At 68.6% G+C, this 25,569-nt stretch carries 20 protein-coding genes and 1 tRNA gene; 18 read left to right on the forward strand and 3 right to left on the reverse strand.

The window, feature by feature from the left end:
• Positions 1 to 45: 45 nt before the first annotated feature.
• Positions 46 to 390, reverse strand: coding sequence for a hypothetical protein (locus tag V4U86_RS07155; protein ID WP_395310574.1), 345 nt, complete (start codon positions 388 to 390; stop codon positions 46 to 48).
• Between the two features lie 534 nt (positions 391 to 924).
• Here V4U86_RS07155 and V4U86_RS07160 point away from each other — a divergent pair.
• From V4U86_RS07160 to V4U86_RS07175, 4 genes are all read left to right on the forward strand, one after another.
• Positions 925 to 5,106, forward strand: coding sequence for an Ig-like domain-containing protein (locus V4U86_RS07160; RefSeq protein WP_395310575.1), 4,182 nt, complete (start codon positions 925 to 927; stop codon positions 5,104 to 5,106).
• 61 nt (positions 5,107 to 5,167) lie between these two features.
• Complete coding sequence (locus tag V4U86_RS07165; RefSeq protein ID WP_395310576.1) at positions 5,168 to 5,800, forward strand: GIY-YIG nuclease family protein; 633 nt, start codon at positions 5,168 to 5,170, stop codon at positions 5,798 to 5,800.
• A gap of 127 nt (positions 5,801 to 5,927) precedes the next feature.
• Positions 5,928 to 7,160: an acyltransferase family protein gene (locus tag V4U86_RS07170; protein WP_395310577.1), complete on the forward strand. Its 1,233-nt coding sequence runs from the start codon at positions 5,928 to 5,930 to the stop codon at positions 7,158 to 7,160.
• A 24-nt stretch (positions 7,161 to 7,184) separates the two neighbouring features.
• Complete coding sequence (locus V4U86_RS07175) at positions 7,185 to 8,171, forward strand: SGNH hydrolase domain-containing protein (protein WP_395310578.1); 987 nt, start codon at positions 7,185 to 7,187, stop codon at positions 8,169 to 8,171.
• Positions 8,172 to 8,382: 211 nt separating this feature from the next.
• On the opposite strand, the gene V4U86_RS07180 is transcribed toward V4U86_RS07175, so the two are convergent.
• Positions 8,383 to 8,455, reverse strand: a tRNA-Arg gene (locus V4U86_RS07180).
• Between the two features lie 103 nt (positions 8,456 to 8,558).
• Here V4U86_RS07180 and argS point away from each other — a divergent pair.
• The 6 genes from argS (at position 8,559) to rho (ending at position 17,251) form a co-directional block, all read left to right on the forward strand.
• A complete protein-coding gene (gene argS, locus V4U86_RS07185) occupies positions 8,559 to 10,211 on the forward strand; it encodes an arginine--tRNA ligase (protein WP_395310579.1) in 1,653 nt (550 codons plus the stop codon).
• A 56-nt stretch (positions 10,212 to 10,267) separates the two neighbouring features.
• Positions 10,268 to 11,602, forward strand: coding sequence for a diaminopimelate decarboxylase (gene lysA, locus V4U86_RS07190; protein WP_395311949.1), 1,335 nt, complete (start codon positions 10,268 to 10,270; stop codon positions 11,600 to 11,602).
• 22 nt (positions 11,603 to 11,624) lie between these two features.
• Entirely contained in the window at positions 11,625 to 12,947 is a 1,323-nt protein-coding gene (locus tag V4U86_RS07195; RefSeq protein WP_395310580.1) for a homoserine dehydrogenase, read from the forward strand.
• Positions 12,944 to 14,032 (forward strand): threonine synthase, encoded by a 1,089-nt coding sequence (gene thrC / locus V4U86_RS07200; protein WP_395310581.1) that lies wholly within the window; start codon positions 12,944 to 12,946, stop codon positions 14,030 to 14,032. Before V4U86_RS07195 ends, thrC begins: the two co-directional genes overlap by 4 nt.
• 14 nt (positions 14,033 to 14,046) lie before the next feature.
• Positions 14,047 to 15,000 (forward strand): homoserine kinase, encoded by a 954-nt coding sequence (gene thrB, locus V4U86_RS07205; protein WP_395310582.1) that lies wholly within the window; start codon positions 14,047 to 14,049, stop codon positions 14,998 to 15,000.
• A gap of 289 nt (positions 15,001 to 15,289) precedes the next feature.
• Positions 15,290 to 17,251 (forward strand): transcription termination factor Rho, encoded by a 1,962-nt coding sequence (gene rho / locus V4U86_RS07210; RefSeq protein WP_425590832.1) that lies wholly within the window; start codon positions 15,290 to 15,292, stop codon positions 17,249 to 17,251.
• Positions 17,252 to 17,344: 93 nt separating this feature from the next.
• Here the strand turns inward: rho and V4U86_RS07215 are convergent, their stop codons facing one another.
• A complete protein-coding gene (locus tag V4U86_RS07215; RefSeq protein ID WP_395310583.1) occupies positions 17,345 to 17,944 on the reverse strand; it encodes a TetR/AcrR family transcriptional regulator in 600 nt (199 codons plus the stop codon).
• A 130-nt stretch (positions 17,945 to 18,074) separates the two neighbouring features.
• On the opposite strand from V4U86_RS07215, the gene fadD1 reads away from it, so the two are divergent.
• The 8 genes from fadD1 (at position 18,075) to atpB (ending at position 25,568) form a co-directional block, all read left to right on the forward strand.
• On the forward strand, positions 18,075 to 19,646 hold the full coding sequence (gene fadD1 / locus V4U86_RS07220) for a fatty-acid--CoA ligase FadD1 (RefSeq protein WP_395310584.1): 1,572 nt from the start codon (positions 18,075 to 18,077) through the stop codon (positions 19,644 to 19,646).
• 149 nt (positions 19,647 to 19,795) lie between these two features.
• Complete coding sequence (gene rpmE / locus V4U86_RS07225; protein WP_395310585.1) at positions 19,796 to 20,056, forward strand: 50S ribosomal protein L31; 261 nt, start codon at positions 19,796 to 19,798, stop codon at positions 20,054 to 20,056.
• Between the two features lie 90 nt (positions 20,057 to 20,146).
• Positions 20,147 to 21,220: a peptide chain release factor 1 gene (prfA, locus tag V4U86_RS07230; RefSeq protein WP_395310586.1), complete on the forward strand. Its 1,074-nt coding sequence runs from the start codon at positions 20,147 to 20,149 to the stop codon at positions 21,218 to 21,220.
• 2 nt (positions 21,221 to 21,222) lie between these two features.
• Positions 21,223 to 22,050 carry a peptide chain release factor N(5)-glutamine methyltransferase gene (gene prmC / locus V4U86_RS07235; protein WP_395310587.1) on the forward strand — a complete coding sequence of 276 codons (828 nt, stop codon included), beginning with the start codon at positions 21,223 to 21,225 and terminating at the stop codon, positions 22,048 to 22,050.
• Positions 22,051 to 22,088: 38 nt separating this feature from the next.
• Entirely contained in the window at positions 22,089 to 22,766 is a 678-nt protein-coding gene (locus tag V4U86_RS07240) for an L-threonylcarbamoyladenylate synthase (protein ID WP_395310588.1), read from the forward strand.
• Between the two features lie 66 nt (positions 22,767 to 22,832).
• Entirely contained in the window at positions 22,833 to 24,020 is a 1,188-nt protein-coding gene (locus V4U86_RS07245; RefSeq protein ID WP_395310589.1) for a glycosyltransferase family 4 protein, read from the forward strand.
• A 293-nt stretch (positions 24,021 to 24,313) separates the two neighbouring features.
• Positions 24,314 to 24,769 (forward strand): ATP synthase subunit I, encoded by a 456-nt coding sequence (locus tag V4U86_RS07250; RefSeq protein ID WP_395310590.1) that lies wholly within the window; start codon positions 24,314 to 24,316, stop codon positions 24,767 to 24,769.
• Between the two features lie 10 nt (positions 24,770 to 24,779).
• Complete coding sequence (atpB, locus tag V4U86_RS07255; protein ID WP_395310591.1) at positions 24,780 to 25,568, forward strand: F0F1 ATP synthase subunit A; 789 nt, start codon at positions 24,780 to 24,782, stop codon at positions 25,566 to 25,568.
• Position 25,569: the final 1 nt, after the last annotated feature.

Consider the following 25,569-nt stretch of genomic DNA (forward strand, 5'->3'; position numbering starts at 1 on the left):
GAGGTTATTCGCCAATGGGTCGCGGGGGCTGGGCCGCCGATTCGGTCACCAGGCGCCGATGGGCGGATCGAACACGAACGATCCGTTGGACTCCAGGTTGAACGGTGCGGCCTTCGATCCGACGATCGCTTTCGTGGAGTCGCGGACCTCTCCCTGCGCGGTGACCTCGCCCATGTCGCCTGCTCGCGATTCGCCGAGCCCGCGCGCCTGTCCGTAGTCGGCCACGCGCAACGCATTGTCGTCGATCAGCAACGCCTGCCGGCTGGTGACCTGGGGCGAGGGAGCTACTTCCTCGATGTCTGCGTTGGCGACCGCGCCGCTCAGCCCCATGAACGCTGCAGCGACCGCGAAGGATCCGAGTCCGACTGCGGTGATCTTCTTCGTGCTCATAGCGACATCCCTTTCGGAAGGCGGCCCGTCAGGCCGGATAGCTCAAAACGCTAATGGCTCACCGTGCCCGGGCGCGCGCTGAGACGGCGATTCCCAACCACCTCACAGGTGACGGCTCACCAACGTTCAGGAACATCGGTGCCCGGTGCGATGGACCCTGCGTGGAGGGTATGGAAAGGGCCGCGCGGCAGCAGAATTCGCAACCATCCGGGGAGATTGTGCCTACGGTCGGTATGCGTACATCTCGACCGCGGGCTGAGGGCGCCGCATCGAGGCCGGGTACGCGCACGCAGAATCTGTCGTCGATGGGCCCGCAGGCCTGAACCGGGCATGGGCTGGACACTGCAGCGGCCGGCCTACCGGCCCAGGTTCGGCCGGGGTGGCCGCGAGTCGGCAAATTGACGCGACTTTGGCAAATTAGCGATCGTCCAGGAAAGGCACAGCTAAGCTCCTCAGCAACTGCTATCGGCGCGGATACGCAGGCCCGTCCGGTGTCTGTGGGCTGCTGCGCCGCGCAGGCAACCGGGAGTGCAGATGCAATTGGCATATGGCGGCTACGTCGGTCGTGTCGGTGCGCTGGCCGTCGCCCTCGGAATCGGCGCGGTGGTCACCGTGCCGGCGGGCGTGGCCCTAGCGTCGCCCGAACAATCCAGCGCCGCCCCGGCTGCCCCGGACCGCGAGACGACCGGCGCGTCCGGCTCCGACACCGAACCCGAGGCGCCGCGCGTCGAGCCCGACGGCCCGAACGACATCGATCCGCAAACCCGCAGCGACACCGACTCCGCTCTCGACGTCCCCCGCACGGGTGCGGCGAACCCCGCCGGCGACGAGGACGCAGGGCCCAAACCGAGGAAGAGAAAAGGCTTCGCGCGCGGCCAGGCCCGTGCCGCGGGCCCGGACAGGGTGTCGCCCCGAACCGCCGAGCAGGCCCCGCTCGCGCGGGTAACCCTCCACGAACCGGGCGCACCCACACGTGCGGCGACCGTCGGTGCGGACATAACCGCAACGCCGCCGTCGGTCGCCGGCGCGCCCCCGGTGCTACCGGCGAAACCGGTCGTCGCGAACCCGGTGCAGGTGGTCCGCAGTCTGATCGGGAGCGCGCTGCGCCCGGTGTTGTCCACGGTGCTGGGCATCCTGCCCGGTGGCGCCGGTGACTCGCCGTTGGCGTGGGCCCTGCTCGCGGCGGCCCGTCGGCAGGTGGGCGTGGAGCCCGCCGCCGCCATCCAAACTGCCGCCGTGAGCCGAACCGTCGCCGCGGCGGTGACGGACGCGCCGCCGTCGGCCACGGTGATCTGGGGCCGGCCGGACGCCACCACCGGCACCGTGGTCGGTCAGTTGATCGCCTCCGATCCGGAGGGCAAGAAGGTCGCGGTCTCGGTGGTGCCGCCGGCCACCCCGGTTCCGGGAACGCTGTCCTACAACGCCAAAACCGCCACGCTGACCTACACGCCCACCACCGCGCAGCGGTTCGCGGCGTGGGCGACACCCGGCGAGGACGTCGTCGCCATCACTCTGCGGGTGACCGACGGGGTCAATGTCACCGGCGTGGCGGTCAACATGCCGGTCAGCCCGTCGCCGTTCTACGCCGGCGCCGCCGTCGATCTCACCGAGCCGAGCGCGGTCGCCGCCACCAATACCCGCGCCTACATCACCGATCGTGCCGCCGGCACCGTCACCGTGTACGACACCGTCAACAACACCGTCCTCGCCACGTTCGAGGTGGGTGGCGCACCCGACGGCATCGCGGTCAAACGGGACGGCACCCGGCTCTACGTGTCCAGCTCCACCACCGACACCGTCACCGTCGTCGACGCCGTCACCGGCGCCAAGAAGGCGACCATCACCGTCGCCAATCCCACTGCCATCGCCATCAATCCGGGCGGCAGCGTCCTCTACGTCGCGAGCGGAACGGGCGCCACGGTCACCAAGATCACCACATCGAACAACAGGACCGCGGGCACCGTGCGGTTGGACGCGGCCGTGACACCGACTCACCTCGCGGTGAGCGCGGACGGCAAGCGGATCTTCGTGGCGGGTACGACACCGGCGGGCGGCCAACTCTCGTGGTTCTCCTCCACCGCGAAGGTGGCGACGATTCTGACGGCGACGACCGCCGCGCCGACCGGCCTGGCGTACAGCTCGGTATTGCAGACGGTCTACGCCGTCGACGCGGGCGGCGGGCTGACGGTCCACGACCTCACGAAGAAGACCACCAGCACACTGAACCTCGGGCATGCGCTGACCGGGATCGTACTCACCCTGGACAGTTCCGCGGCGATGGTCACCACCGGCACGGGGCTCGTCGCCGCGCTGGCCATCGGCGACGCCACTGTGCTCGGCGTGGCCGATTTCGACGGGTTGTCGGGGCCGACCACCGGCATGGTGCTCAGCCCGGACGGCACCCGGATGCTCTTCACCGACCTTGAATCCGGTGTGGTGCACTTCTTCTCGCTGGTCCCGGTCAACCGGTCGCCGTTCTCCAACGATCCTTCCTACGCTGTCACGAATCCGGCGACCGGCGCGACGACGGGCACCGTGGGAGTCGTCGACTTCGACGGCGACCCACTGACCTATCAGCTCACCGGCAAGCCCACCAAGGGCAAGCTGGTACTCAAAGCCGACGGGACGTACACCTACACACCCACCGCCGCAGCCCGGCACGCGGCCGCCAAGACCGGCGCACCCGCGACGGTGAGCACCGACTCCTTCACCGTGGTGGTCTCCGACGGCCGCTACGGCACGTTCACCCAAACCATCACCATCGCAATCGATCCCGCGAACAAGGTGCCGACCGTCGGCACGACGATCGGGAACCCGAACAGCACCACCGGGATCGTCAAGGGCACCGTCAAGGTCGGCGACGGTGACCGGGACAAGGTGACTTTCAGCTGGACGGACCCGGGGAAGGGCAGCGTCTCGGTATCCACCGGCGGCGGATTCACCTACACCCCGACCGCGGCGGCGCTGGCTGCGGCGAAGGCGGCGGGCGCCACCTACTCGGACAAGACGGACACCTTCACCATCACCGTCGACGACGGGCACGGCGGTGTCGTACCGGTGGTCGTCAACGTCAAGATCGGGGCGCCCAACATCAAGCCGGTCTGGGCCACACCCACGATCGGCGCCCCGCAGGACCGCTCGGGGGTGATCGGCGGCGCGATAAATGCCGGCGACGCCGATGGAGATCCGCTGAACTACACGGTCGGCAAGACGACCAAGGGCACGTTCACCGTCAACCCGGACGGATCGTTCACCTATACGCCCACGGCGGCGGCGCGAGCTGCCGCATCCAAGCGTGGTGCGAGCGCGGCGGCCAAGTCCGAAACCGTCAGTGTCACCGTGAGTGACGGGTTCGGCGGCACGGTCACCAAGACCATCAAGCTGACCATCCTCAAGAACCCGACGACGAACGTCGATCCGGCCAACGGTGCCGGCGCGGTGACCGGTAGCACCAGCGCTCTCGGCGCGGTGACCGGTGTCGTGACCGCCGACGATGCCGACGGCGATGCGCTGACGTACAGCTTGGGCTCCGGCCCCGCCCACGGAACGGTGAAGGTGCGCGCCGACGGGCAGTTCACCTACATCCCCGATGTGGATGCCCGCTACCGCGCTCTGGTCAGCCAGGGCGAAGACACCGACAGCTTCGTGGTCGACATCACCGACGGATTCGGTGGAATCACCACGGCCACCGTGCATGTCACCATCACGCCACCCTCGACCACGGCGATCGACCAGCGCGCGACCACGGTGGCCGTCAACGTCCAGCAGATGTACTTCTACTCCCAGGCCGACACCGACACCGCACTCGGCCTGCTGAAGGCGGCCGGCGTCGGAACCATCCGAATCCTGTTGCCGTGGGCCGGAGCCGAACCCGAGGACGACACCTTCGACTGGTCGGCGGTGGACCGGATGGTCGACAGCGCCGCCGCCCACGGCATCAAGGTGCTGGCCACCATCAACACCACACCGGACTGGGCGGCGACGCCCGGACAGCCCCAGTACAAGGCTGCACCGGCCGATCTGGTGGCCTTCGGTGACTTCGTCTCGGCGGTGGCGACCCGCTACCAGGGCAAGGTGGCCGACTACGAGATCTGGAACGAGCCGAACTACAACGGCTTCTGGGCGCCCACCCCCGACGCGGCTGCCTACACCGCGCTGCTCAAGATCGCCTACACCGCGATCAAGGCGGCCGACCCCACCGCGACCGTCATCGGCGGCTCGGTGGCCGCGGTGGCGGAGGTCCCGGGTGGTCCGGCGGTCAACCCGGTGACCTATCTGTCCCAGATGTACGCCGCCGGGGCGGGCGGGTACTTCGATGCGCTGGCCTTCCACCCCTACATGTACTCGGTGCCGTTCTCGGCGGGGGAGGGCCGCGCGGGGGTGCCCTTCGTCCAGGCCCAGCAGCTGTACGCGGTGATGGTCGACAACGGTGACGGCAATAAGAAGATCTGGGCGACCGAGTACGGGCAGCCGGTGTCCGAGGGCGGTGAGGCCACCCAGGCCGACTATGTGGGGGATTTTCTCCGTGCGTGGCGTGACCTGGATTTCGCCGGGCCGGCGTTCATCCACACCCTGGCCGACTACGACGACCCGGTGCCGCACGAGGCCACCATGGGAATCTTCCGTCCGGACTGGACACCCAAGCCGGTGGTCGGCGTGATCACCGCCGTGATCGCGGAGAACCAGGCGATCAACGCGGGCGTCGACGCGCTGTGATGGGAGGCATCGGGTAGCCGCGTGGCATCTGCGGTGCCCGGTGTGGGACTACGCTGGACCAATGGCTGAGTCGATGTCCGCGAAGCGCGCTGCCGATGCTGTCGCCAATTTCCTTGCCGCTCAGCGGTATACGCGGGACGAGGTGTTGGCCGACCCGGGGCCGGTGCCGGCGGTGCCAGGCGCCTACGGGTGGTGGTTCAAGGAGATCCCCGGCGGGATCGACGTCGAGGGCTGCGAGGTGCGGGACGGCTGGACGCTGCTGTACGTGGGAGTCTGCCCGGGCCCGCCGCGAGCGGACGGCAAGCCGCGCGCCCCGCAGGATCTTCGTAAACGCATCCGCTATCACTTCGGTGCGGGCAATGCCAGCGCCGACGGGTCCACGCTGCGCAAGACCCTCGGCGTCCTGCTGGGCGAGGAGCTGGGCTTCGCGCTGCGGCGGGTGGGATCGGGCAAGCGACAGACCTTCGCCGGTGGTGAGGCCGTGCTGAACCGGTGGATGGCCGAGAATGCGGCGGTGTCCTGGGTGGAGCACCCCGAGCCGTGGTATCTGGAACCCAAGCTGATCAGGGCACTGCTGTTGCCGCTGAATTTTCAGGACAATGAGCGCAACCCGTTCGCGGCCGAGCTCAAGCGGCGGCGCCGCGACGCCGCCGTGAAGGCCGGAAAACTGCGGGTGCTCGCGGAATGGTCCTAGCCGGAAGTGCCGCGACCGCGCTTCTCAGCAAATCCTCAGCAGCGAATTGAGGTTAGCCTAACCTTCGTGCTAGCTTCCGCGATGGGACTGCACAGGTAGTTCACAGGTATGAGCGAAGGCAGGGCTGGTGGCGGTTGCAGTCGGGGCCGTGCACGGTCGACCGCCGGCCCCCTCGCGCGGACACCGGCGCGCCGATATCCAAGGCCTGCGGGCGGTCGCGGTACTGGTGGTCATCCTCGACCACGTCGGCATGCCCGGCTTCTCTGGCGGTTTCGTCGGGGTCGACGTCTTCTTCGTGATCTCCGGTTACGTGATCACCCTGATGCTCCTGCGGAAGCCCACCCAGTCCCGCGGTGCCTGGTTCCTCGAGTTCTATGCCCAACGCGCGCGGCGGATCGTCCCCGCCGCCACGCTGGTGATCGCCCTCACCGTCATCGCGACGTTCGAACTCACCAACTTCCTGCGGGGAGCCCGGGTGCTTCCGGACGCGACGGCCGCGTCGCTGTTCCTCGCGAACTTCCACTTCCTCGCGACCGGCACCGACTACGCCCGGCTGGGTGGGGATCCGTCTCCGCTGCAACACTATTGGTCACTGGCGGTGGAGGAGCAGTTCTATCTGGTGTGGCCGCTGCTGGTGATCGCGGCGATCGCCGTCACGGCGAGCAGGGGTCGGGCCACGCTGCGACCGGTGCTGTTCGGCCTACTGACCGCGATCGTGGCGGCGAGCTACGCGTACTCGATCGTGCTGACCTCCGGCAACGGGGCAGCGGCCTTCTATTCTCCGCTGACCCGGGCGTGGGAGCTGGCGATCGGCGCCCTGCTGGCCGTGGCCCAACCCTGGCTGGTCACCAGGATCTCGGCCACGCCGGCCGCCGTCCTCGGGTGGTCCGGTGTCGCGGCGATCGCCTGGTCGGTCATTGCCCTCGATGACACCAGCCCTTTTCCCGGATGGGTGGCCGCCGTCCCGGTGCTCGGTGCCGCGGCGATCCTGGCCGCCGGAATAGGCGCCCAGCACACGGGTCCGGCGGCCGTGCTGGGCAGCCGCGGCTTCGTCTACACCGGCGACATCTCCTATTCGCTCTACCTCGTGCACTGGCCGGTCTTCGCCATCACCGCCGCGCGCATCGGCGCCGATCTGGCGCTGCCGGTGCAGGTGTTGCTGATCGGCGCGACCTTCGCGGGGGCGGCGGTGATGTATCACGCATTCGAGAACCCGATCCGTCGCTCGCGCGCGCTGGCACAGCGTCCCTGGCTGAGTCTGGCCATCGTCCCGGCGAGTATCGCCGTGGTCTTCGCCGTCGCCGCGTTCGAGCGTTACCGATGGGCGCTGCCGGTTCCCCTTGTCCAGCAATTGTTCTGAGCGCAAGTCGGAAAGGATCGTTGAATGGCGATACGGTTGACCGCCAAGGCCGTTGCGGGCGCGGTGACGTGCGCTGCGCTGATGGTGACGGGATGTCAGGCGGTGCCAGACGCGTCGACTCCCGCTCCGGCTCCGGAGTCCAAATCGGCACCGGCACCGGCGGTGCCCCGAGCCGAGGTGCGCAAGGCGGTACAGGCCGGGGCCGAACTGAAGGATCTGCCGGCAAACATCACCCCCGACGAGTTGCTGGCGGCCAGCGGCGACTACGCCGAGCAGTGGTCGATCGAGGGCTGCGAACCCGAGCTGGCGCAGACCCGCCTCGACGACATCGGCCCGTGCACACTCGGTGACCCCGCCGGCGAGCGGACGATGGTGTTGATCGGGGACTCTGCCGCGTCGATGTGGCACGGAGCCCTCGACCTGATCGGCCAGCGCAACGGATGGCGGGTCCTCGCCCTGACGAAGAGCAACTGCGGTCCCGCGGCCCTGACCTACTACCAGTGGCAACTCGAGCGTGCCTACACCGAGTGTGACGACTGGCAGGACTGGCGGATGGAGGTCATCGGCCAGGAGAAGGCCGAGATCGTGGTGATGGCCGGGTTTTTCGACGGCGGGAATCAGGGGCCCGGTCGTGACACCACCCCACAGGTGTGGCGCGACGCCCTGGTGACAACGATCGGAGAACTCCCCGAGGGAGCGCAGGCCTTCCTGCTCGGAAACATTCCGCGTCCGTCCGAGAGCCCGTCCGAGTGCGTGGCCGACAATCCCGCCGATCTCACCCGGTGCGCGGTACCGGCCGCCGAGGCACTGCCCGACCAGACGGGCTGGTCGGCTGCGGCCGAACTCACCGGCCAGACCTACGTCGACGTCGACCCGTTGTTCTGCACCGAGGTCTGCCCGGCCGTGATCGCCGACCGACTGGTCTACTCCGGCAGGTACCACCTCACCGCGGAGTACGCCCGCTACCTGTCGGGATCCATCGAGGAGATGATGGCGCCGGCGCTGCGCTGACCGCTACCGAACCCGGGAAAAGGGGCGCTGCCGGAGTGCCGTCGGTCACCATGGGACCGACGGCCCCGGCGCCGAAGGCTCGACGCCGAGATCTACGGGAGGGCTGTGCCGGGCGTCCGATCGCGACCGTGACGTCGAAAACGACGCAGCACGGACGCGGCGACAGAGTGCGAAAAGACAAGGGAGCGCGTTTGCGCTGGTAGAAGATGAGTGCCCCCGGCAGGAATCGAACCTGCGGCCTTCTGCTCCGGAGGCAGACGCTCTATCCCCTGAGCTACGGGGGCGCAATCAGATGAAGCTGCGCCGTTGGGCTTGCACAGCGTAACGCATCATCGAACCGGTAATGGATTCGGGACCTGAGGACCGCGCGTCATAGGATGATCCCTCGTGACACCTGCCGATCTGGCTGCCCTGCTCAAAGCCACCGCCACCACGGTCCTGGCCGAGCGCAGCCTCGACACCAGCGCGCTGCCCGAGACGATCACCGTCGAACGCCCGCGCAACCCCGAGCACGGCGATTACGCCACCAACGTGGCTCTGCAGCTCGGCAAGAAGGTGGGGGTCAACCCGCGCGAACTGGCCGGCTGGCTCGCCGCGGCGCTCGCCGACGCCGACGGGATCGCCGCCGCCGAGATCGCCGGTCCCGGTTTCGTCAACCTGCGCATCGAAGCGTCGGCCCAGGGAGTCGTGGTGGCCAACGTGCTCGCGGCCGGCGCCGGGTACGGCCATTCCGCCGATCTGGCCGCCCAGAACATCAACCTGGAGTTCGTGTCGGCCAACCCGACCGGCCCGATCCACATCGGCGGGACCCGCTGGGCCGCCGTGGGCGACGCCCTGGGCCGGCTGCTGAGCACCCAGGGTGCGGCGGTCACCCGGGAGTACTACTTCAACGATCACGGCGCCCAGATCGACCGGTTCGCCCGGTCGCTGATCGCCGCGGCCAAGGGCGAGCCGGCCCCCGAGGACGGCTACGCCGGTGCCTACATCATCGACATCGCCACCGCCATCCTGGAGAAGGCCCCGGACGCGCTGAGCCTGCCGGCCGAGGAACAGCAGGAGACCTTCCGCTCCATCGGCGTAGACCTGATGTTCGCCCACATCAAGGAATCGCTGCACGAGTTCGGCACCGATTTCGACGTGTACACCCACGAAGACTCGATGCACACCTCCGGCCGGGTGGACCAGGCCATCGCGAAACTGCGCGACAACGGCGCCATCTACGAGAAGGACGGGGCGACCTGGCTGCGCACCACCGACTTCGGTGACGACAAGGACCGGGTGGTCATCAAGAGCGACGGCAACCCCGCCTACATCGCCGGTGACCTCGCCTACTACCTGGACAAGCGCGAGCGCGGGTTCAACCTGTGCATCTACATGCTCGGCGCCGACCACCACGGCTACATCGCCCGGCTCAAGGCCGCCGCGGCGGCCCTCGGTGACGACCCGGCCACCGTCGAGGTGCTGATCGGCCAGCTGGTCAACCTGGTCCGCGACGGGCAGCCGGTCCGGATGAGCAAGCGGGCCGGCACCGTCATCACCCTCGACGACCTGGTGGACGCGATCGGCGTGGACGCCGCCCGGTACGTGCTGATCCGGTCCTCGGTGAACAGCCCGATCGACATCGACCTCGGGTTGTGGGCGAGCGCGTCCAACGAGAACCCGGTGTACTACGTGCAGTACGCGCACGCCCGGCTGTCCGCGCTGGCGCGTAACGCCGCCGAACTCGGGTTGACCGCGGACACCGCGCACCTGGATCTGCTCACCCATGACCGGGAAGCGACGCTGATCCGTAACCTCGGCGAGTTCGGCCGGGTCCTGAAAACCGCTGCCACGCTACGCGAACCGCACCGGGTGTGCCGCTACCTGGAAGACCTGGCCGGCGACTACCACCGCTTCTACGACTCCTGCCGGGTGCTCCCGCAGGGCGACGAAGAGGCCGGCGACCTGAACCGGGCCCGGCTGGCGCTGTGCCAGGCCACCCGGCAGGTCATCGCCAACGGTCTGGCCATCCTCGGTGTCAGCGCTCCGGAGCGGATGTGAGCGGCCAGCACTCCGTCGGTACGGTGCCGGCCCAGCCGCGCACCGCCGACGAGATCATGCTGCTGGCCCCGAATGTCTGGCCGCGCAATCTGGTTCGCGGGCAGGACGGCGTGGTGTCGGTCGCGGGAGTTTCGGTGGCCGACCTGGCCGCGCAGTTCGGCACCCCGCTGTTCGTCATCGACGAGGACGACTTCCGCGGGCGTTGCCGCGAGATCGCCGACGCGTTCGGCGGTGGCGAGCATGTGCACTACGCCTCCAAGGCGTTCCTGTGCAGTGAGATCGCCCGCTGGGTGCATCAGGAGGGTCTGTCGCTGGACGTGGCGACCGGCGGTGAGCTGGCCGTCGCCCTGCACGCCGGCTTCCCGGCCGAGCGAATCACCGTGCACGGCAACAACAAATCGGTCGAAGAACTGGCTACGTCGGTCGACGCCGGAGTCGGGCACATCGTGGTCGACTCCGAGATCGAGATCGAGCGGCTGGAGGCCGTCGCCGGAACCGCGGGCGTTGTCCAGGACGTGCTGGTGCGCGTCACCCCCGGTGTCGAGGCGCACACCCACGAGTTCATCTCGACCGCGCATGAAGACCAGAAGTTCGGCCTGTCCCTGGCCAGCGGTGCCGCCATGGAGGCGGTGCGCCGGGTGTTCGCCACCCGGAACCTGCGCCTGGTGGGCCTGCACTGCCATGTCGGCTCACAGATCTTCGACGTGTCCGGCTTCGAGATCGCCGCGCGTCGCCTGCTCGGCCTGCTGCGTGACGTCGTGTCCGAGTTCGGCGTCGAGAAGACCGCGCAGATGAACATCCTCGATCTCGGCGGCGGCCTCGGCATCTCATATCTGCCGCAGGACAATCCGCCGCCCATGAAGGAATTGGCCGACAAACTCAAGGCCATCGTCGAGAACGAGGCGGCCGCGGTCGGGCTGCCCACGCCGACGCTGGTGGTGGAACCGGGACGCGCCATCGCCGGACCGGGCACCATCACCCTCTACGAGGTCGGCACCGTCAAAGACGTGGCGACCAGCCCCACCGCGCAGCGGCGTTACGTCAGCGTGGACGGCGGCATGAGCGACAACATCCGGCCGGCTCTCTACGCCGCCGAGTACGACGCCCGGCTGGTGTCCCGGGTCAGCGACGGGTCCGCCGTCCTGGCCCGCATCGTCGGAAAGCACTGCGAGAGTGGCGACATCATCGTCCGAGACACCTGGGTGTCCGACGACCTCGGACCGGGCGACCTGCTGGCGGTCGCCGCCACCGGCGCGTACTGCTATTCGATGTCGAGCCGGTACAACATGCTGCGCCGCCCGGCGGTCGTCGCGGTGAAGGACGGAACCGCGCGGCTGATCCTGCGCCGTGAGACGGTCGAGGACCTGTTGAGCTTGGAAGTTGGGCAGTAACGATGTCGAAGGAGGTTCGCGCATGACAGACCAGAAATCGATCGGCGTGGCGGTGCTCGGACTGGGCAACGTCGGCACCGAGGTGGTCCGGATCATCGAGGAGAGCGCCGCGGACCTCGAGGCGCGCATCGGCGCCCCGCTGGAACTGCGCGGGATCGGCGTTCGCCGGGTGTCCGAGGACCGCGGTGTCCCGGTCAGCCTGCTCACCGACGACATCGACGCACTGGTGTCCCGCGACGACGTCGACATCGTGGTGGAACTGATGGGACCGGTCGAACCGGCCCGCAAGGCCATCATGACCGCCCTGCAGAACGGCAAGTCCGTCGTCACCGCGAACAAGGCACTGATGGCCCAGTCCACCGGTGAGCTCGCGCAGGCAGCCGAAAAGGCGCGGGTGGACCTGTATTTCGAGGCGGCGGTGGCCGGCGCGATCCCGGTGATCCGGCCGCTGACGCAGTCGCTGGCCGGTGACACGGTGCTGCGGGTGGCAGGCATCGTCAACGGCACCACCAACTACATCCTCTCGGCGATGAACGACACCGGCGCCGACTACGCAGACGCACTCGCCGACGCGAGCGCCCTCGGTTACGCCGAGGCCGACCCCACCGCCGACGTCGAGGGCTACGACGCCGCGGCCAAGGCGGCGATCCTCGCATCCATCGCCTTCCACACCCGGGTGACCGCCGACGACGTCTACCGCGAAGGCATCACCAAGGTGAGCGCCACCGACTTCGAGTCGGCAAAGGCGTTGGGCTGCAACATCAAACTCCTCGCCATCTGCGAACGCATCACCACCGGCAAGGGCAAGCAGAAGGTCTCGGCGCGGGTCTACCCGGCGCTGGTCCCGCTGGACCATCCACTGGCGACGGTCAACGGTGCGTTCAACGCGGTGGTCGTCGAAGCCGAGGCGGCCGGTCGGCTGATGTTCTACGGCCAGGGCGCCGGCGGTGCGCCGACGGCCTCGGCGGTGACCGGTGACCTGGTGATGGCCGCCCGCAACCGGGTGCAGGGCGGCCGCGGCCCGCGCGAGTCCAAGTACGCGAAGCTGCCCATCGCTCCGATCGGCGCCATCCCGACCCGGTACTACGTCAACATGAACGTCAAAGACCGTCCGGGCGTCTTGTCCGCTGTGGCAGCGGAATTCAGTAAGCGTGAGGTGAGCATCGCCGAGGTCCGCCAGGAAGGCATGACCGACGACGAGGGCGAGCTCTGCGGTGCCCGGATCGTGGTGGTCACCCACCAGGCCACCGACGCGGCGCTGTCGGAAACCGTTGAGGCGCTGGCCGACCTGGACGTGGTGCAGACCATCAACAGCGTGCTTCGTATGGAAGGGACAAACGCATGAGTGGCACAGCGGCCGCGGGGCCGGTGCACAAGCCATGGCCGGGTCTGATCGAGGCCTACCGGGACCGGCTGCCTGACGCGAAGGACTGGAGCCCCGTCACCCTGCTGGAGGGCGGCACGCCGCTGATCCACGCCAAGCGGCTGTCCGAGCAGACCGGTTGCAACGTGCACCTGAAGGTGGAGGGACTCAACCCCACCGGCTCCTTCAAGGACCGCGGCATGACGATGGCGGTGACCGACGCGATCGCGCGCGGCCAGCAGGCCGTGCTGTGCGCGTCCACCGGCAACACCTCGGCCTCGGCGGCGGCCTATGCCTCGCGTGGCGGGATCACCTGCGCGGTGCTGATCCCGCAGGGCAAGATCGCCATGGGCAAGCTCGCGCAGGCAGTCATGCACGGCGCCAAGATCATCCAGGTCGAAGGCAACTTCGACGACTGCCTTGAACTGGCCCGCAAGCTCACCGCGGACTACCCGTCCATCGGGCTGGTCAACTCGGTGAACCCGGTCCGCATCGAGGGGCAGAAGACCGCCGCGTTCGAGATCGTCGACGTGCTGGGCACCGCGCCGGACGTGCACTCGCTGCCGGTCGGCAATGCCGGCAACATCACCGCCTACTGGCGCGGATATCGCGAGTACCACCGCGACGGTCTGTCAGATCGCCTGCCGCGCATGCTCGGAACCCAGGCCGCCGGTGCCGCCCCGCTGGTCAGCGGGCATCCGGTGAGTAACCCGGAGACGATCGCGACCGCCATCCGGATCGGGTCACCGGCATCCTGGAACTCCGCCGTGGAGGCCCAGGAGCAGTCCGGCGGCCGTTTCCTGGCCGCCACCGACGAGGAGATCCTGGCCGCCTATCGTCTGGTGGCCGCGGCCGAGGGCGTGTTCGTCGAGCCGGCCTCCGCGGCGAGCATCGCCGGTCTGCTCAAGTCGATCGAGGACGGCTGGGTCAAGCCCGGCTCGACCGTGGTGTGCACGGTGACCGGCAATGGCCTCAAGGACCCCGACACCGCGCTCAAGGGCATGCCCGAGGTGACGCCGATCCCGGTCGACCCGTCCGCCGTGGTGGCCCACCTGGGTCTGGGCTGACGGTCAGAACATTGGTGAACCGAACTCTGCCGGCTGGACTGCGGGCCAGCGCCGTCGTCGCGGCCTCCAGTGCCAACCTCGGCCCCGGATTCGACAGCCTTGGCCTCGCGCTGAGTCTGTATGACGAAATCGTCGTCGAGACAACTGATTCCGGCCTCACGATCGAGGTCGAGGGTCAGGGTTCCGGGCAGGTTCCGCTGACCGCCGATCACTTGGTGGTGCGCGCGATCCAGCGTGGGCTGGACTCCGCCGGCCTGAGCGTCGATGGCCTGAATGTCGTGTGTCGCAATGCGATCCCGCATTCCCGTGGGCTCGGCTCGTCCGCCGCAGCGGTCGTCGGCGGACTGGCCGTGGTCAATGGTTTTGCCACGCAGGTGGATTCGCCGGAGCTGACCGTCGCTGAGCTGGTTCAGCTGTCCTCGGAGTTCGAGGGTCACCCCGACAACGCGGCGGCAGCCGTGCTCGGTGGGGCAGTGGTCTCCTGGACTGTCGCCGGCAGCGACCCGGCCCGCTACGACGCTGCCCACCTGCAGCTGCACCCCGACATCCGGCTGTTCCCGGCGGTGCCGGAGACCCGGTCCTCGACCGCCGCGACCCGTGGGCTGCTGCCCGAACAGGTCAGCCACGCCGATGCACGGTTCAATCTGGCGCGCACGGCGATGCTTGTGGTGGCGCTCACCCAGCGGCCGGATCTGCTGTTGGAAGCCACCGACGATCGGCTGCACCAGGCGCAGCGCGCGCCGGCGATGCCGGCCTCGGCGGAATACCTGGCGTTGCTGCGGCGTTCTGGGGTGGCAGCGGTGCTTTCCGGCGCAGGACCAGCGGTGATTGCTCTCACAGATGGTTCCGATCTGTCGGCCGAAGTCCTCGAGTACGGCGCCGCCAACGGGTTCAGTGTGACCGAGAAGTCGGCCGGAGACGCGGTGCGCTGGAACGCGGAAACCCCCGCGCAGACGGTGTCGGGGTAACACGCGAGAACCGGGGGCTCCTTGCTTCCAGCACTGATGCGGGTTATTCTCGCAATCGTCCAGCAATCACAGCGGCTCTACCTGCGCTGACACTTAGGACGACTACCCAATCTTTCGTTTCACTCGTGGACTGATGGTCTGCCGCGCAGCGGCGGACCCTGGCGCTCACCGTTGCTCCGGCGAAGGCGACGCCGCGGAAGAACACGCGCTCGGCTCTTCGGCTGGGCGCAGATGACCTTCGGGGATCCCCTCGCGAAATTGCGACAGGCGAGGGAAAGAAAGGAAATCCGTGACTGATACGGACCTCTTCACGGCAAGCGAGAGCGGCGCGACCGCCGCGGACTCCGCCGCCGTGACCGCAACCAAAGCCGCGCCGAGCGCAGGCGTCACTCGCGGTGGCCGTTCCGGCTCGCTGACGTCGATGCTGCTTCCGGATCTGCGTGCCCTGGCCGGTGAAGTGGGTGTCAAGGGCACCTCGGGCATGCGAAAGAGCGAACTGATCGCCGCCATCAAGGAGCACCAGGGCGGCGGTGCCGCCAAGGCTGCGCCCGCCAAGGCCGCCGAGGCGCCCACCAAGGCTGCCGAGGCTCCGGCCGCGCCGCAGGCTGATGCCGGGGAGGCCCCGCAGCAGGCCACCGCGCCGCGCCGGGAACGCCGCGGTGCGGCCCGTCAGTCGGGAGCGCCGGACGGCCAGAAGGCCCAGGCCGGCGACAAGGCGGGCAGCGAGAAGGCCGGTGACAAAGCCGACGACAAGGCCGAGGCCAACAAGGGCGAGAACAAGGCCGACGCCGCCGCCAACTCCGCGCCGGAGTCCCAGCGCACCGAGCGCGCCGAGCGCGCCGACAACACCGGCGGGGGCTCCGACAACCGCGAGAACCAGGCCAAGAACGCCGACGGCGGTGACCAGCAGAACCGCAACAGCGGCGACCGCAACAATCAGAACGCCAACAACCAGAACGCCAACAACGATGACGACGAGGGCCGCCAGGGCCGTCGCGGCCGGCGGTTCCGTGACCGCCGGCGCCGCGGCGAGCGTTCCGGTGGCGAAGGCGGTAGTGGCGGGGGCGACCGCGACACCGAACTGCGCGAGGACGATGTCGTCCAGCCGGTGGCCGGCATCCTCGACGTGCTGGACAACTACGCGTTCGTGCGGACCTCGGGCTACCTGGCCGGACCGAACGACGTGTACGTGTCGATGAACATGGTGCGCAAGAACGGCCTGCGCCGCGGTGACGCGGTGACCGGTGCCGTGCGGGTGGCCCGCGACGGCGAAGGCGGTGGCGGCAACAACCCGCGGCAGAAGTTCAACCCGTTGGTCCGACTGGACACCGTCAACGGCGGTCCGGTGGAGAACGCCAAGAACCGCCCGGACTTCACCAAGATGACGCCGCTGTACCCGAACCAGCGACTGCGTCTGGAGACCACTCCCGATCGCCTCACCACCCGCGTGATCGACCTGATCATGCCGATCGGTAAGGGGCAGCGCGCGCTGATCGTGTCCCCGCCCAAGGCCGGTAAGACCACGATCATGCAGGACATCGCCAACGCGATCACCCAGAACAACCCGGAATGCCATCTGATGGTTGTGCTCGTCGACGAGCGCCCGGAAGAGGTCACCGACATGCAGCGTTCGGTGAAGGGTGAGGTCATCGCCTCCACCTTCGACCGGCCGCCGTCAGATCACACCCAGGCCGCCGAGTTGGCCATCGAGCGGGCCAAGCGGCTCGTGGAGCAGGGCAAGGACGTCGTCGTCCTGCTCGACTCGATCACCCGGCTGGGCCGTGCGTACAACAACGCCTCACCGGCGTCGGGCCGCATCCTCTCCGGTGGTGTCGACTCGACCGCGCTGTACCCGCCCAAGCGGTTCCTCGGCGCGGCGCGCAACATCGAGTTCGGCGGGTCGCTGACGATCATCGCCACGGCCATGGTCGAGACCGGCTCCACCGGTGACACGGTCATCTTCGAGGAGTTCAAGGGCACCGGTAACGCCGAGCTCAAGCTCGATCGCAAGATCGCCGAGCGCCGGGTCTTCCCGGCGGTCGACGTCAACCCGTCCGGCACCCGCAAGGACGAGCTGCTGCTCGGCCCGGACGAGTTCGCGATCGTGCACAAGCTGCGTCGGGTGCTGAGTGGTCTGGACAGCCACCAGGCGATCGATCTGCTGATGAGCCAGCTGCGCAAGACCAAGACGAACTACGAGTTCTTGGTCCAGGTCTCCAAGACCGCCCCGGGCGGCAACGGCGACGACTAGCTTCCGCGAGCTGGGGGCGCGCCCCCAGAGGGAGGTACCCCCACCCGCTTGCGGGGGACTGCTCGGACGGTCCGGGGTCGGCGGGGTCGGTGTTCAGACCGCAGGGTCGGTGCGCAGCGCCGGGATCAGATACCGCCGGATGTGGCTGAGCAGTTGGCCGGGATCATCCGGATCCAGCGTGTCGCCCGGCACGGTAGCCAGTGAGATCACCACGCGGGCAACCCATTCCGACGCCTCATCGATGACGGTGTCGGGGTGGATCTCGCCGTTCTCGCGGGCCTCGATCAGGTAGCCGGTCCAGAAGTTGGCCAAATCGGGCACCAGGCCCTGGACGCCGGCGCCCGCGCACGCGGCGAACTCCTCGGGTTCGGCGACCCGCAGCTTCATCAGCAACGCACCCGGGTCGTCGTAGGCCGTGCGGCCATATCCGATACCCGCCGCGATCTGCTGGTCGAGACCCTGCACCTGTCCCAGAACGGCGTGCGCCTGCGACCAGTAGGCCTCGTTGAGGCGCACGATCGCCGCGCCCAGCAGCGTCACCTTGTCCGGGAAGTGCCGGTACAGCCAGCCCCGGGACACCCCGGCCGTCTCGGCCACTTCGGAGACGGTGGTGGCGCGGATGCCCTTGGCGTGCAGGCACACCTCGGCCGCATCGATCAGGCGGTCACGGACGGTGGCCGTGCGGGTGGGCACAGAATGGCTCCTCAACTTGAGAACTCGGTGAGTTGCATTCTGCCAACAAGTCGGGCCGGGACGGCGAAACGGGCCGTCAACGATGGTAGACAATGCCGAGGATCTGTTCACTGACGGAGGTGCCGCACGGATGCCCGACACACTGCAACAACTGCTGCGCGGCCGAGTCGACGACGACACCCCGGCGGTCAAATACGGCGACGACGTCTGGACCTGGCGCGAACACCTCGCGGACGCCGGTCGCCAGGCCGCCGCCCTCATCGGCCTCGCCGATCCCGCGCGGCCGTTGCATGTCGCGGCCCTGCTGGGGAATTCGCCCGACATGCTCACCGCGCTGGCCGCCGCCGGCCTGGGTGGCTACGTGCTGTGCGGTATCAACACCACCCGCCGCGGCGACGCCCTGGCCCGCGACATCGCCCGGGTCGACACCCAGATCCTGCTCACCGACGCCGCCCACCGCCCGCTGCTGGACGGCCTGGACCTGCCCGGTGTGACGGTGCTCGACACCTCCGACCCGTCCTGGGCGCAGCTGCTGGCGCAGGCGCCCGACCTCACCCCACACCGCGAATGCGCCCCCGACGACACCTTCATGATGATCTTCACCTCCGGCACCAGCGGTGAACCCAAGGCCGTCGAGGTGCCGCACTCGACGGTGCTGTTCGCCGGCAGCGCACTCGTCGAGCGCTACGGACTCGACAGCCGCGACACCTGCTACCTGGCCATGCCGCTGTTCCACTCGAACGCCGTCTACGCGGGGTGGAGCGTCGCGGTCGGGGCCGGCGCCGCCATGGCGCCCGCGAGCTTTTCGGCCTCGTCGTTCCTGCCGGACATCCGCCGCTACGGCGCGACCTACATGAACTATGTCGGCAAACCACTGGCCTACATCCTGGCGACGCCGGAGCAGTCCGACGACGCCGACAACCCGCTGCGCGTCGCGTTCGGCAACGAGGCCGCCGACCGTGACATCGAAGCCTTCGGGCGGCGGTTCGGCTGCACCGTGTGGGACGGATTCGGGTCCACCGAGACCGCCGTGATCATCACCCGGCCCGAGAACACACCGCCGGGATCGATCGGCCAGGGCTTCCCGGGGGTGGCCATCTACAACCCGGAGACCGGCACCGAATGCGAGGTGGCGCGCTTTGACGCCACCGGCGCATTGATCAACGCCGAAGCCGCGACGGGGGAGTTGGTCAACACCACCGGGAGCGGGCTGTTCCGCGGGTACTACAACGACTCCGCCGCCACCGGTGAACGGCTGCGCGGCGGCATCTACTGGTCCGGTGACCTGGCCTACCGCGACGAACAGGGCTGGATCTACCTGGCCGGACGAACCGGCGACTGGATGCGGGTGGACGGGGAGAACCTGACCGCCGCGCCCATCGAGCGTATCCTGCTGCGGCTGCCCGAGGTCGCGGTCGTCGCGGTCTATCCCGTCCCCGACGAGCACGTGGGCGACCAGGTGATGGCGGCGATGGTGCTACAGGAAGACGCGAAACTCACCCCCGAGGCCTTCGCGGAGTTCCTCGCCGCCCAGCCCGACCTGTCGCCGAAGGCGCGGCCCCGCTACGTCTGGATCGCCGAGGAACTGCCCAGCACGGCGACCAACAAGATCCTCAAGCGCGAATTGATCGCCCTGGGCACCGCCCCGCGCGGTCGCTGCCTCTGGGAGCGGTCCGGTCGGGACTACCTGCCGGTGTCCTGAGCCGGGAATACGGGCCGGTCCCGGCGCGTTTTCGCATTCGGCGGTTGACCTGGCATAATGGACCGTCGACCCTCGGTTCCGGTTCACGCTCGAAGACTCCCAGGTCTGGGCTCGGGCGACCCGGCGGCCAACGATTGCAGAGGAAAGCCATGAAATCGGGTATTCACCCCAACTACGTCGAGACCAATGTGGTCTGCGGCTGCGGTCACACCTTCACCACCCGCAGCACCAAGGAGAGCGGCCACATCGTGGTCGAGGTCTGCTCGCAGTGCCACCCGTTCTACACCGGTAAGCAGAAGATCCTCGACAGTGGCGGCCGTGTGGCGCGCTTCGAGAAGCGCTACGGCAAGCGGGCCGGGGCGAGCGCAGCGACGGGAAATGACACGGCGAAGGCTGCTGCCGACAACTAGCTGCACCATCGGCGCCCGTACCTGGCATCCGTGCCAGGACCGGGCGCCGATTTGCGTTCACAGGTCGATTTGCGCTCATTGGAGACCACGATGACGGACACCGCCCCCGCGATCGAGGCGTTGCTGGCCGAGCACGCGGACCTGCAGACCCAGCTGTCCGATCCCGCCCTGCACGCCGATGCCGGTGCCGCCCGACGGGTCGGGCGCCGGTTCGCGCAGTTGTCGCCGATCGTCTCGACGTACCGCAAGCTGGAAGAGACCCGTGGCGATCTGGAGGCTGCCCGCGAACTGGCCGCCGAGGACGCGGCGTTCGCCGCCGAGGTGCCCGAGCTGGAGGCGAAGGTCGCCGAACTCGACGCCAAGCTGACCGACCTGCTGGCCCCCCGCGATCCGCACGACGCCGACGACGTCGTACTGGAAGTGAAATCGGGTGAGGGCGGTGAGGAATCGGCGCTGTTCGCCGCCGACCTGGCCCGGATGTACATCCGGTACGCCGAACGGCACGGCTGGACGGTCACCGTGCTCGACGAGACCTGGTCGGACCTGGGCGGCTACAAGGACGCCACGATCACCATCGCCAGCAAGGGCGATTCCGCCGACGGGGTGTGGTCGCGGATGAAGTTCGAGGGCGGCGTGCACCGCGTGCAGCGCGTGCCGGTGACCGAATCCCAAGGCCGGGTGCACACTTCGGCCGCCGGCGTGCTGGTGTACCCGGAACCCGACGACGTCGAGGCGGTCCAGATCGACGAATCGGATCTGCGCATCGACGTCTACCGGTCCTCGGGCAAGGGCGGACAGGGCGTCAACACCACCGACTCGGCGGTGCGCATCACCCACCTGCCCACCGGCATCGTCGTCACCTGCCAGAACGAGCGCAGCCAGCTGCAGAACAAGGCCCGCGCCATGGTCGTGCTCGCGGCGCGTCTGCAGGCCCTCGCCGAGGAGCAGGCCGCCGCGGACGCGTCGGCGGACCGGGCCAGCCAGATCCGCACGGTCGACCGCAGCGAGCGGATCCGCACCTACAACTTCCCGGAGAACCGGATCGCCGATCACCGGATCAACTTCAAGGCGCACAACCTCGACCAGGTGCTCGACGGCGACATGGATGCGCTGCTGGACGCCCTGGCCGCCGCCGACAAGCAGTCGCGCCTGCAGCAGGCGTAGCCGTGCTCGCGCAGGCGATCGCCGATGCCGCCGCTGCGCTGGCGGCGGCCGGGATCGATTCGGCGCGCGCCGACGCCGAGCTGCTCGCCGCGCACGTCGCCGGCGTCGACCGGGGACTGCTGAGGTTCACCGAACCCGGTCCGGATTTCCTGGACCGCTACCGCACCCTCGTCGGGCAGCGTGCGCAGCGGATTCCGCTGCAGCACCTGGTGGGCAGCGCCGCCTTCGGTCCGCTGACGCTGACGGTCGGACCCGGGGTGTTCATCCCGCGTCCGGAGACCGAGGCGCTGCTGGAGTGGGCGCACGCCGTGCCCGTCCCGGCCGGCGGGGTGATCGTGGACCTGTGCACCGGCTCGGGTGCGCTGGCGCTGGCGCTGGCCACCTACCGTCCCGACGTCCGCGTGATCGCCGTCGAGCGCTCCGAGGACGCGTTGCGCTACGCCCGCGACAACGTCGCGGGATCGCAGGTGGAACTGATCCGCGCCGACGTCACCGCACCGGATGTGCTGGCCGAGCTGGCCGGCAGCGTGGACCTGGTGGTATCCAACCCGCCCTACATTCCCGACGGGGCGGACCTGGAACCCGAAGTGGCCGAACATGATCCGCATGCCGCGTTGTTCGGTGGCCCGGACGGTATGGCCGTCATCGCGCCCATCGTCGATCTGGTGTCGCGGTTGCTGCGGCCCGGGGGGCAGGTCGGGGTGGAACACGACGACACCACCTCGGCGGCCACCGTGGACCTGTTCGGTGCCGCCGGTGTGTTCACCGACATCACGGCACGCCGCGACCTGGCCGGTCGGCACCGCTTCGTGACCGCGGTGAGAAGCTAGCCCCAGATGAGATCCGACGAGCGCCCGAGCGAGGAGCCATGACACAGCTGTTCGACTGCGCCGACCCCGACCAGCGGGCCACCGGTCTGACGTCCGCGGTCAGCGCGGTCAAGGGTGGGGGACTGGTCGTGCTGCCCACCGACACCGTCTACGGGATCGGTGCCGACGCGTTCAACAGCGAGGCGGTGGGCGCGCTGCTCGCGGCCAAGAACCGGGGGCGCGACATGCCCGTCGGTGTGCTGGTCGGGTCCTGGCACACCATCGACGGACTGGTGTACGCGGTGCCGCCCGCCGCACGCGAACTGATCCAGGCATTCTGGCCGGGGGCGCTGAGCCTGGTGGTCCGGCACGCGCCGTCACTGCAATGGGATCTCGGCGACGCCAACGGCACCGTCATGCTGCGGATGCCGCTGCACCCGGTGGCCATCGACCTGCTGCGCGAAGTGGGCCCGATGGCGGTCTCCAGCGCCAACATCTCCGGCCACCCGGCGGCCGTCACCGCCGCCGAAGCCCAGGCCCAGCTGGGCGCGCGGGTCGAGGTCTACCTCGACGGCGGCCCGTCCCCGCAGGGCGCCGCCTCCACCATCGTGGACGTGTCCACCTCGCAGCCGCGGGTCCTGCGCGAAGGGCCGGTGTCGACGGCCGACGTCGCCCGGGTGCTCGGCGTCGAGGCCACGGCGCTCGCCCCCGGGGGCCCGGCTGGAAATCCGGTCTGACACGCCGTCCCCGGCGTCACCTGCCATGCGCGGCCGCCCTCAGTCTCTTCGCGTACGGTTCACCGGGTGAGCGAACCGGTCTTTCTGGCTGAGGGTCTGCTCGCCCTGTCCGACCGCGGCGCCGGCGTACCGCTGCGCGAGCTCGCCCTCGTCGGCCTGGCCGCCGCGATCATCACCTACTTCGCCACCGGCTGGGTGCGGGCGCTGGCCCTGCGCATCGGCGCGGTGGCCTACCCGCGGGAACGCGACGTGCACGTGGCGCCCACCCCCCGGATGGGTGGGCTGGCGATCTACCTCGGGGTGGTCGTCGCGGTGCTGCTGGCCTCGCAGTTGCCCGCGCTCAACCGCGGCTTCGTCTACTCGACCGGGATGCCGGCCGTGGTGGTCGCCGGCGGGCTCATCATGCTGGTCGGCCTCATCGACGACCGGTGGGGTCTGGACGCGCTGACGAAGTTCGCCGGCCAGATCACCGCCGCCAGCGTGCTGGTCACCATGGGCGTCGCCTGGAGCGTGCTCTACATCCCGATCGGTGGCGTCGGCACCATCGTGCTGGACCAGGTGACCTCGATCCTGCTGACCCTGGCGTTGACGGTGTCGATCGTCAACGCGATGAACTTCGTCGACGGCCTGGACGGGCTGGCCGCCGGGCTGGGGCTGATCACCGCGCTGGCGATCTGCATCTTTTCCGTCGGTCTGCTCCGCGACCACGGCGGCGACGTGCTGTTCTACCCGCCGGCGATCATCTCGGTGGTGCTGGCCGGCGCCTGCCTGGGTTTCCTGCCGCACAACTTCCACCGGGCCAAGATCTTCATGGGGGATTCCGGTTCGATGCTCATCGGACTGATGCTCGCGGCCGCGTCGACGACCGCGGCGGGCCCGATCTCGCAGAACGCCTACGGTGCCCGCGACGTCTTCGCGCTGATGTCGCCGTTCCTGCTGGTCGTCGCGGTGATGTTCGTACCGGCGCTGGACATGCTGTTGGCGATCGTGCGCCGCACCCGGGCCGGCAAGAGCCCGTTCAGCCCGGACAAAATGCATCTGCACCACCGGTTGCTACAGATCGGGCACTCCCACCGCCGCGTCGTCCTGCTGATCTATCTGTGGGTGGGCATCGTCGCCCTGGGCGCCGCGAGCACCATCTTCTTCGATCCCCGGCACACCCTGGCGGTCATGCTCGCGGCGATTCTGGTCGCCGGGGTGGTGACACTGATACCCCTGTTGCGCGGCCGGAACGGTCCGATCCAGGAACCGTAGAGCCGATGTACGACCGAAAGTAGTAGGCCAGTTTTTGTGCCTCCTACCTTGTGGTACGGTTCCGGTCATAACCCGAGAAACACGCGGGTTGCCGGCTTGGCTAAGCAGTCGAATCGACCGCTCGGCGCCGATGCACGACCATCTGTATGACCGAAAACAGGGAGCTACCCCTTGGGTGAGTCCAGCCCGCCCGCTGCCCTCCGATATTCTCGTCGGGCACGCACAGCAGTTTTGCAGTTTTTTGTGTTATCGATCAGTACCCCCCTCGACGCCGCGGGATTGAGGTGAACGACGTGACGACGCCAGCGCAGGACGCGCCCCTGGTGTTCCCTTCCGTCGCCTTCCGTCCGTTGCGGCTCCTGATCGTCTGCGTGGCGTTGACCGCGGTGGCCGTTGCGGCCGCCGGTTACGTCGGCAACATCTTCTTCGGTGTGTTCTTCGGCATCGGACTCGGTCTCGGTCTGCTCAACGCGCTGCTGGTGCGTCGGGCCGTCGAGTCGATCACGATGGAGGACCACCCTCTCAAGAAGAAAATGGCCGTGAACTCCGCCACGCGACTGTTGGTGATCACCGCAGTCGCGCTGGTGTTGGCCATCTACTTCAAGGCACACGGCGGAATTGCGGTGCTGTTCGGGCTGGCAATCTTCCAGGCACTGCTGGTGATGAGCACCAGCATCCCGGTGCTGAAGAAGATCCGCTCCAACGGCTTGGACGTCGAAGACGTCCCCGCATCGGATTCGAAGGATTGAGCTGACCCTGATGACTGAGACTGTGCTCGCCGCCGAAGAGGGTGGCGCCGCCATCCACGTCGGACACCACACGATGGTGTTCGAGATGTTCGGCATGACGTTCAACGGTGACACCATCCTCGCGACCGCGATCACCGCGCTGATCATCATCGGTCTGGCGTTCTACCTGAAGTCCAAGGTCACCTCGACCGGTGTCCCCGGCGGCGTGCAGCTGTTCTGGGAGGCGCTGACCATCCAGATGCGCCAGCAGATCGAGGGCTCGATCGGCATGAAGGTCGCCCCCTTCGTGTTGCCGCTCGCCGTCGCCCTGTTCGCCTTCATCCTGATCTCCAACTGGCTGGCGGTGCTGCCCTGGCAGTACGGCGGTGCCGACGGTGCGGCCGCCGAGCTGTACAAGCCGCCTGCCTCGGACATCAACTTCGTGTTGGCCCTCGCGCTGTTCGTGTTCATCTGCTACCACGCCGCGGGCGTCTGGCGCCGCGGCGCGATCGGCCACCCGATCGCGGTCGTCAAGGGCCACGTCGCCTTCCTGGCCCCGATCAACATCGTCGAGGAGCTGGCCAAGCCGATCTCGCTGGCACTCCGACTTTTCGGCAACATCTTCGCCGGCGGCATCCTGGTCGGCCTGATCGCGATGTTCCCCTGGTACATCCAGTGGGCACCGAACGCCATCTGGAAGACCTTCGACCTGTTCGTCGGTCTGATCCAGGCCTTCATCTTCTCGCTGCTGACGATCCTGTACTTCAGCCAGGCGATGGAAGTTCATGACGACCACGACGAAAAAGCACACGCGCACTAAG

Origin of the sequence: Mycobacterium sp. AMU20-3851, assembly GCF_043974665.1 — a bacterium.
Taxonomy (GTDB): domain Bacteria; phylum Actinomycetota; class Actinomycetes; order Mycobacteriales; family Mycobacteriaceae; genus Mycobacterium.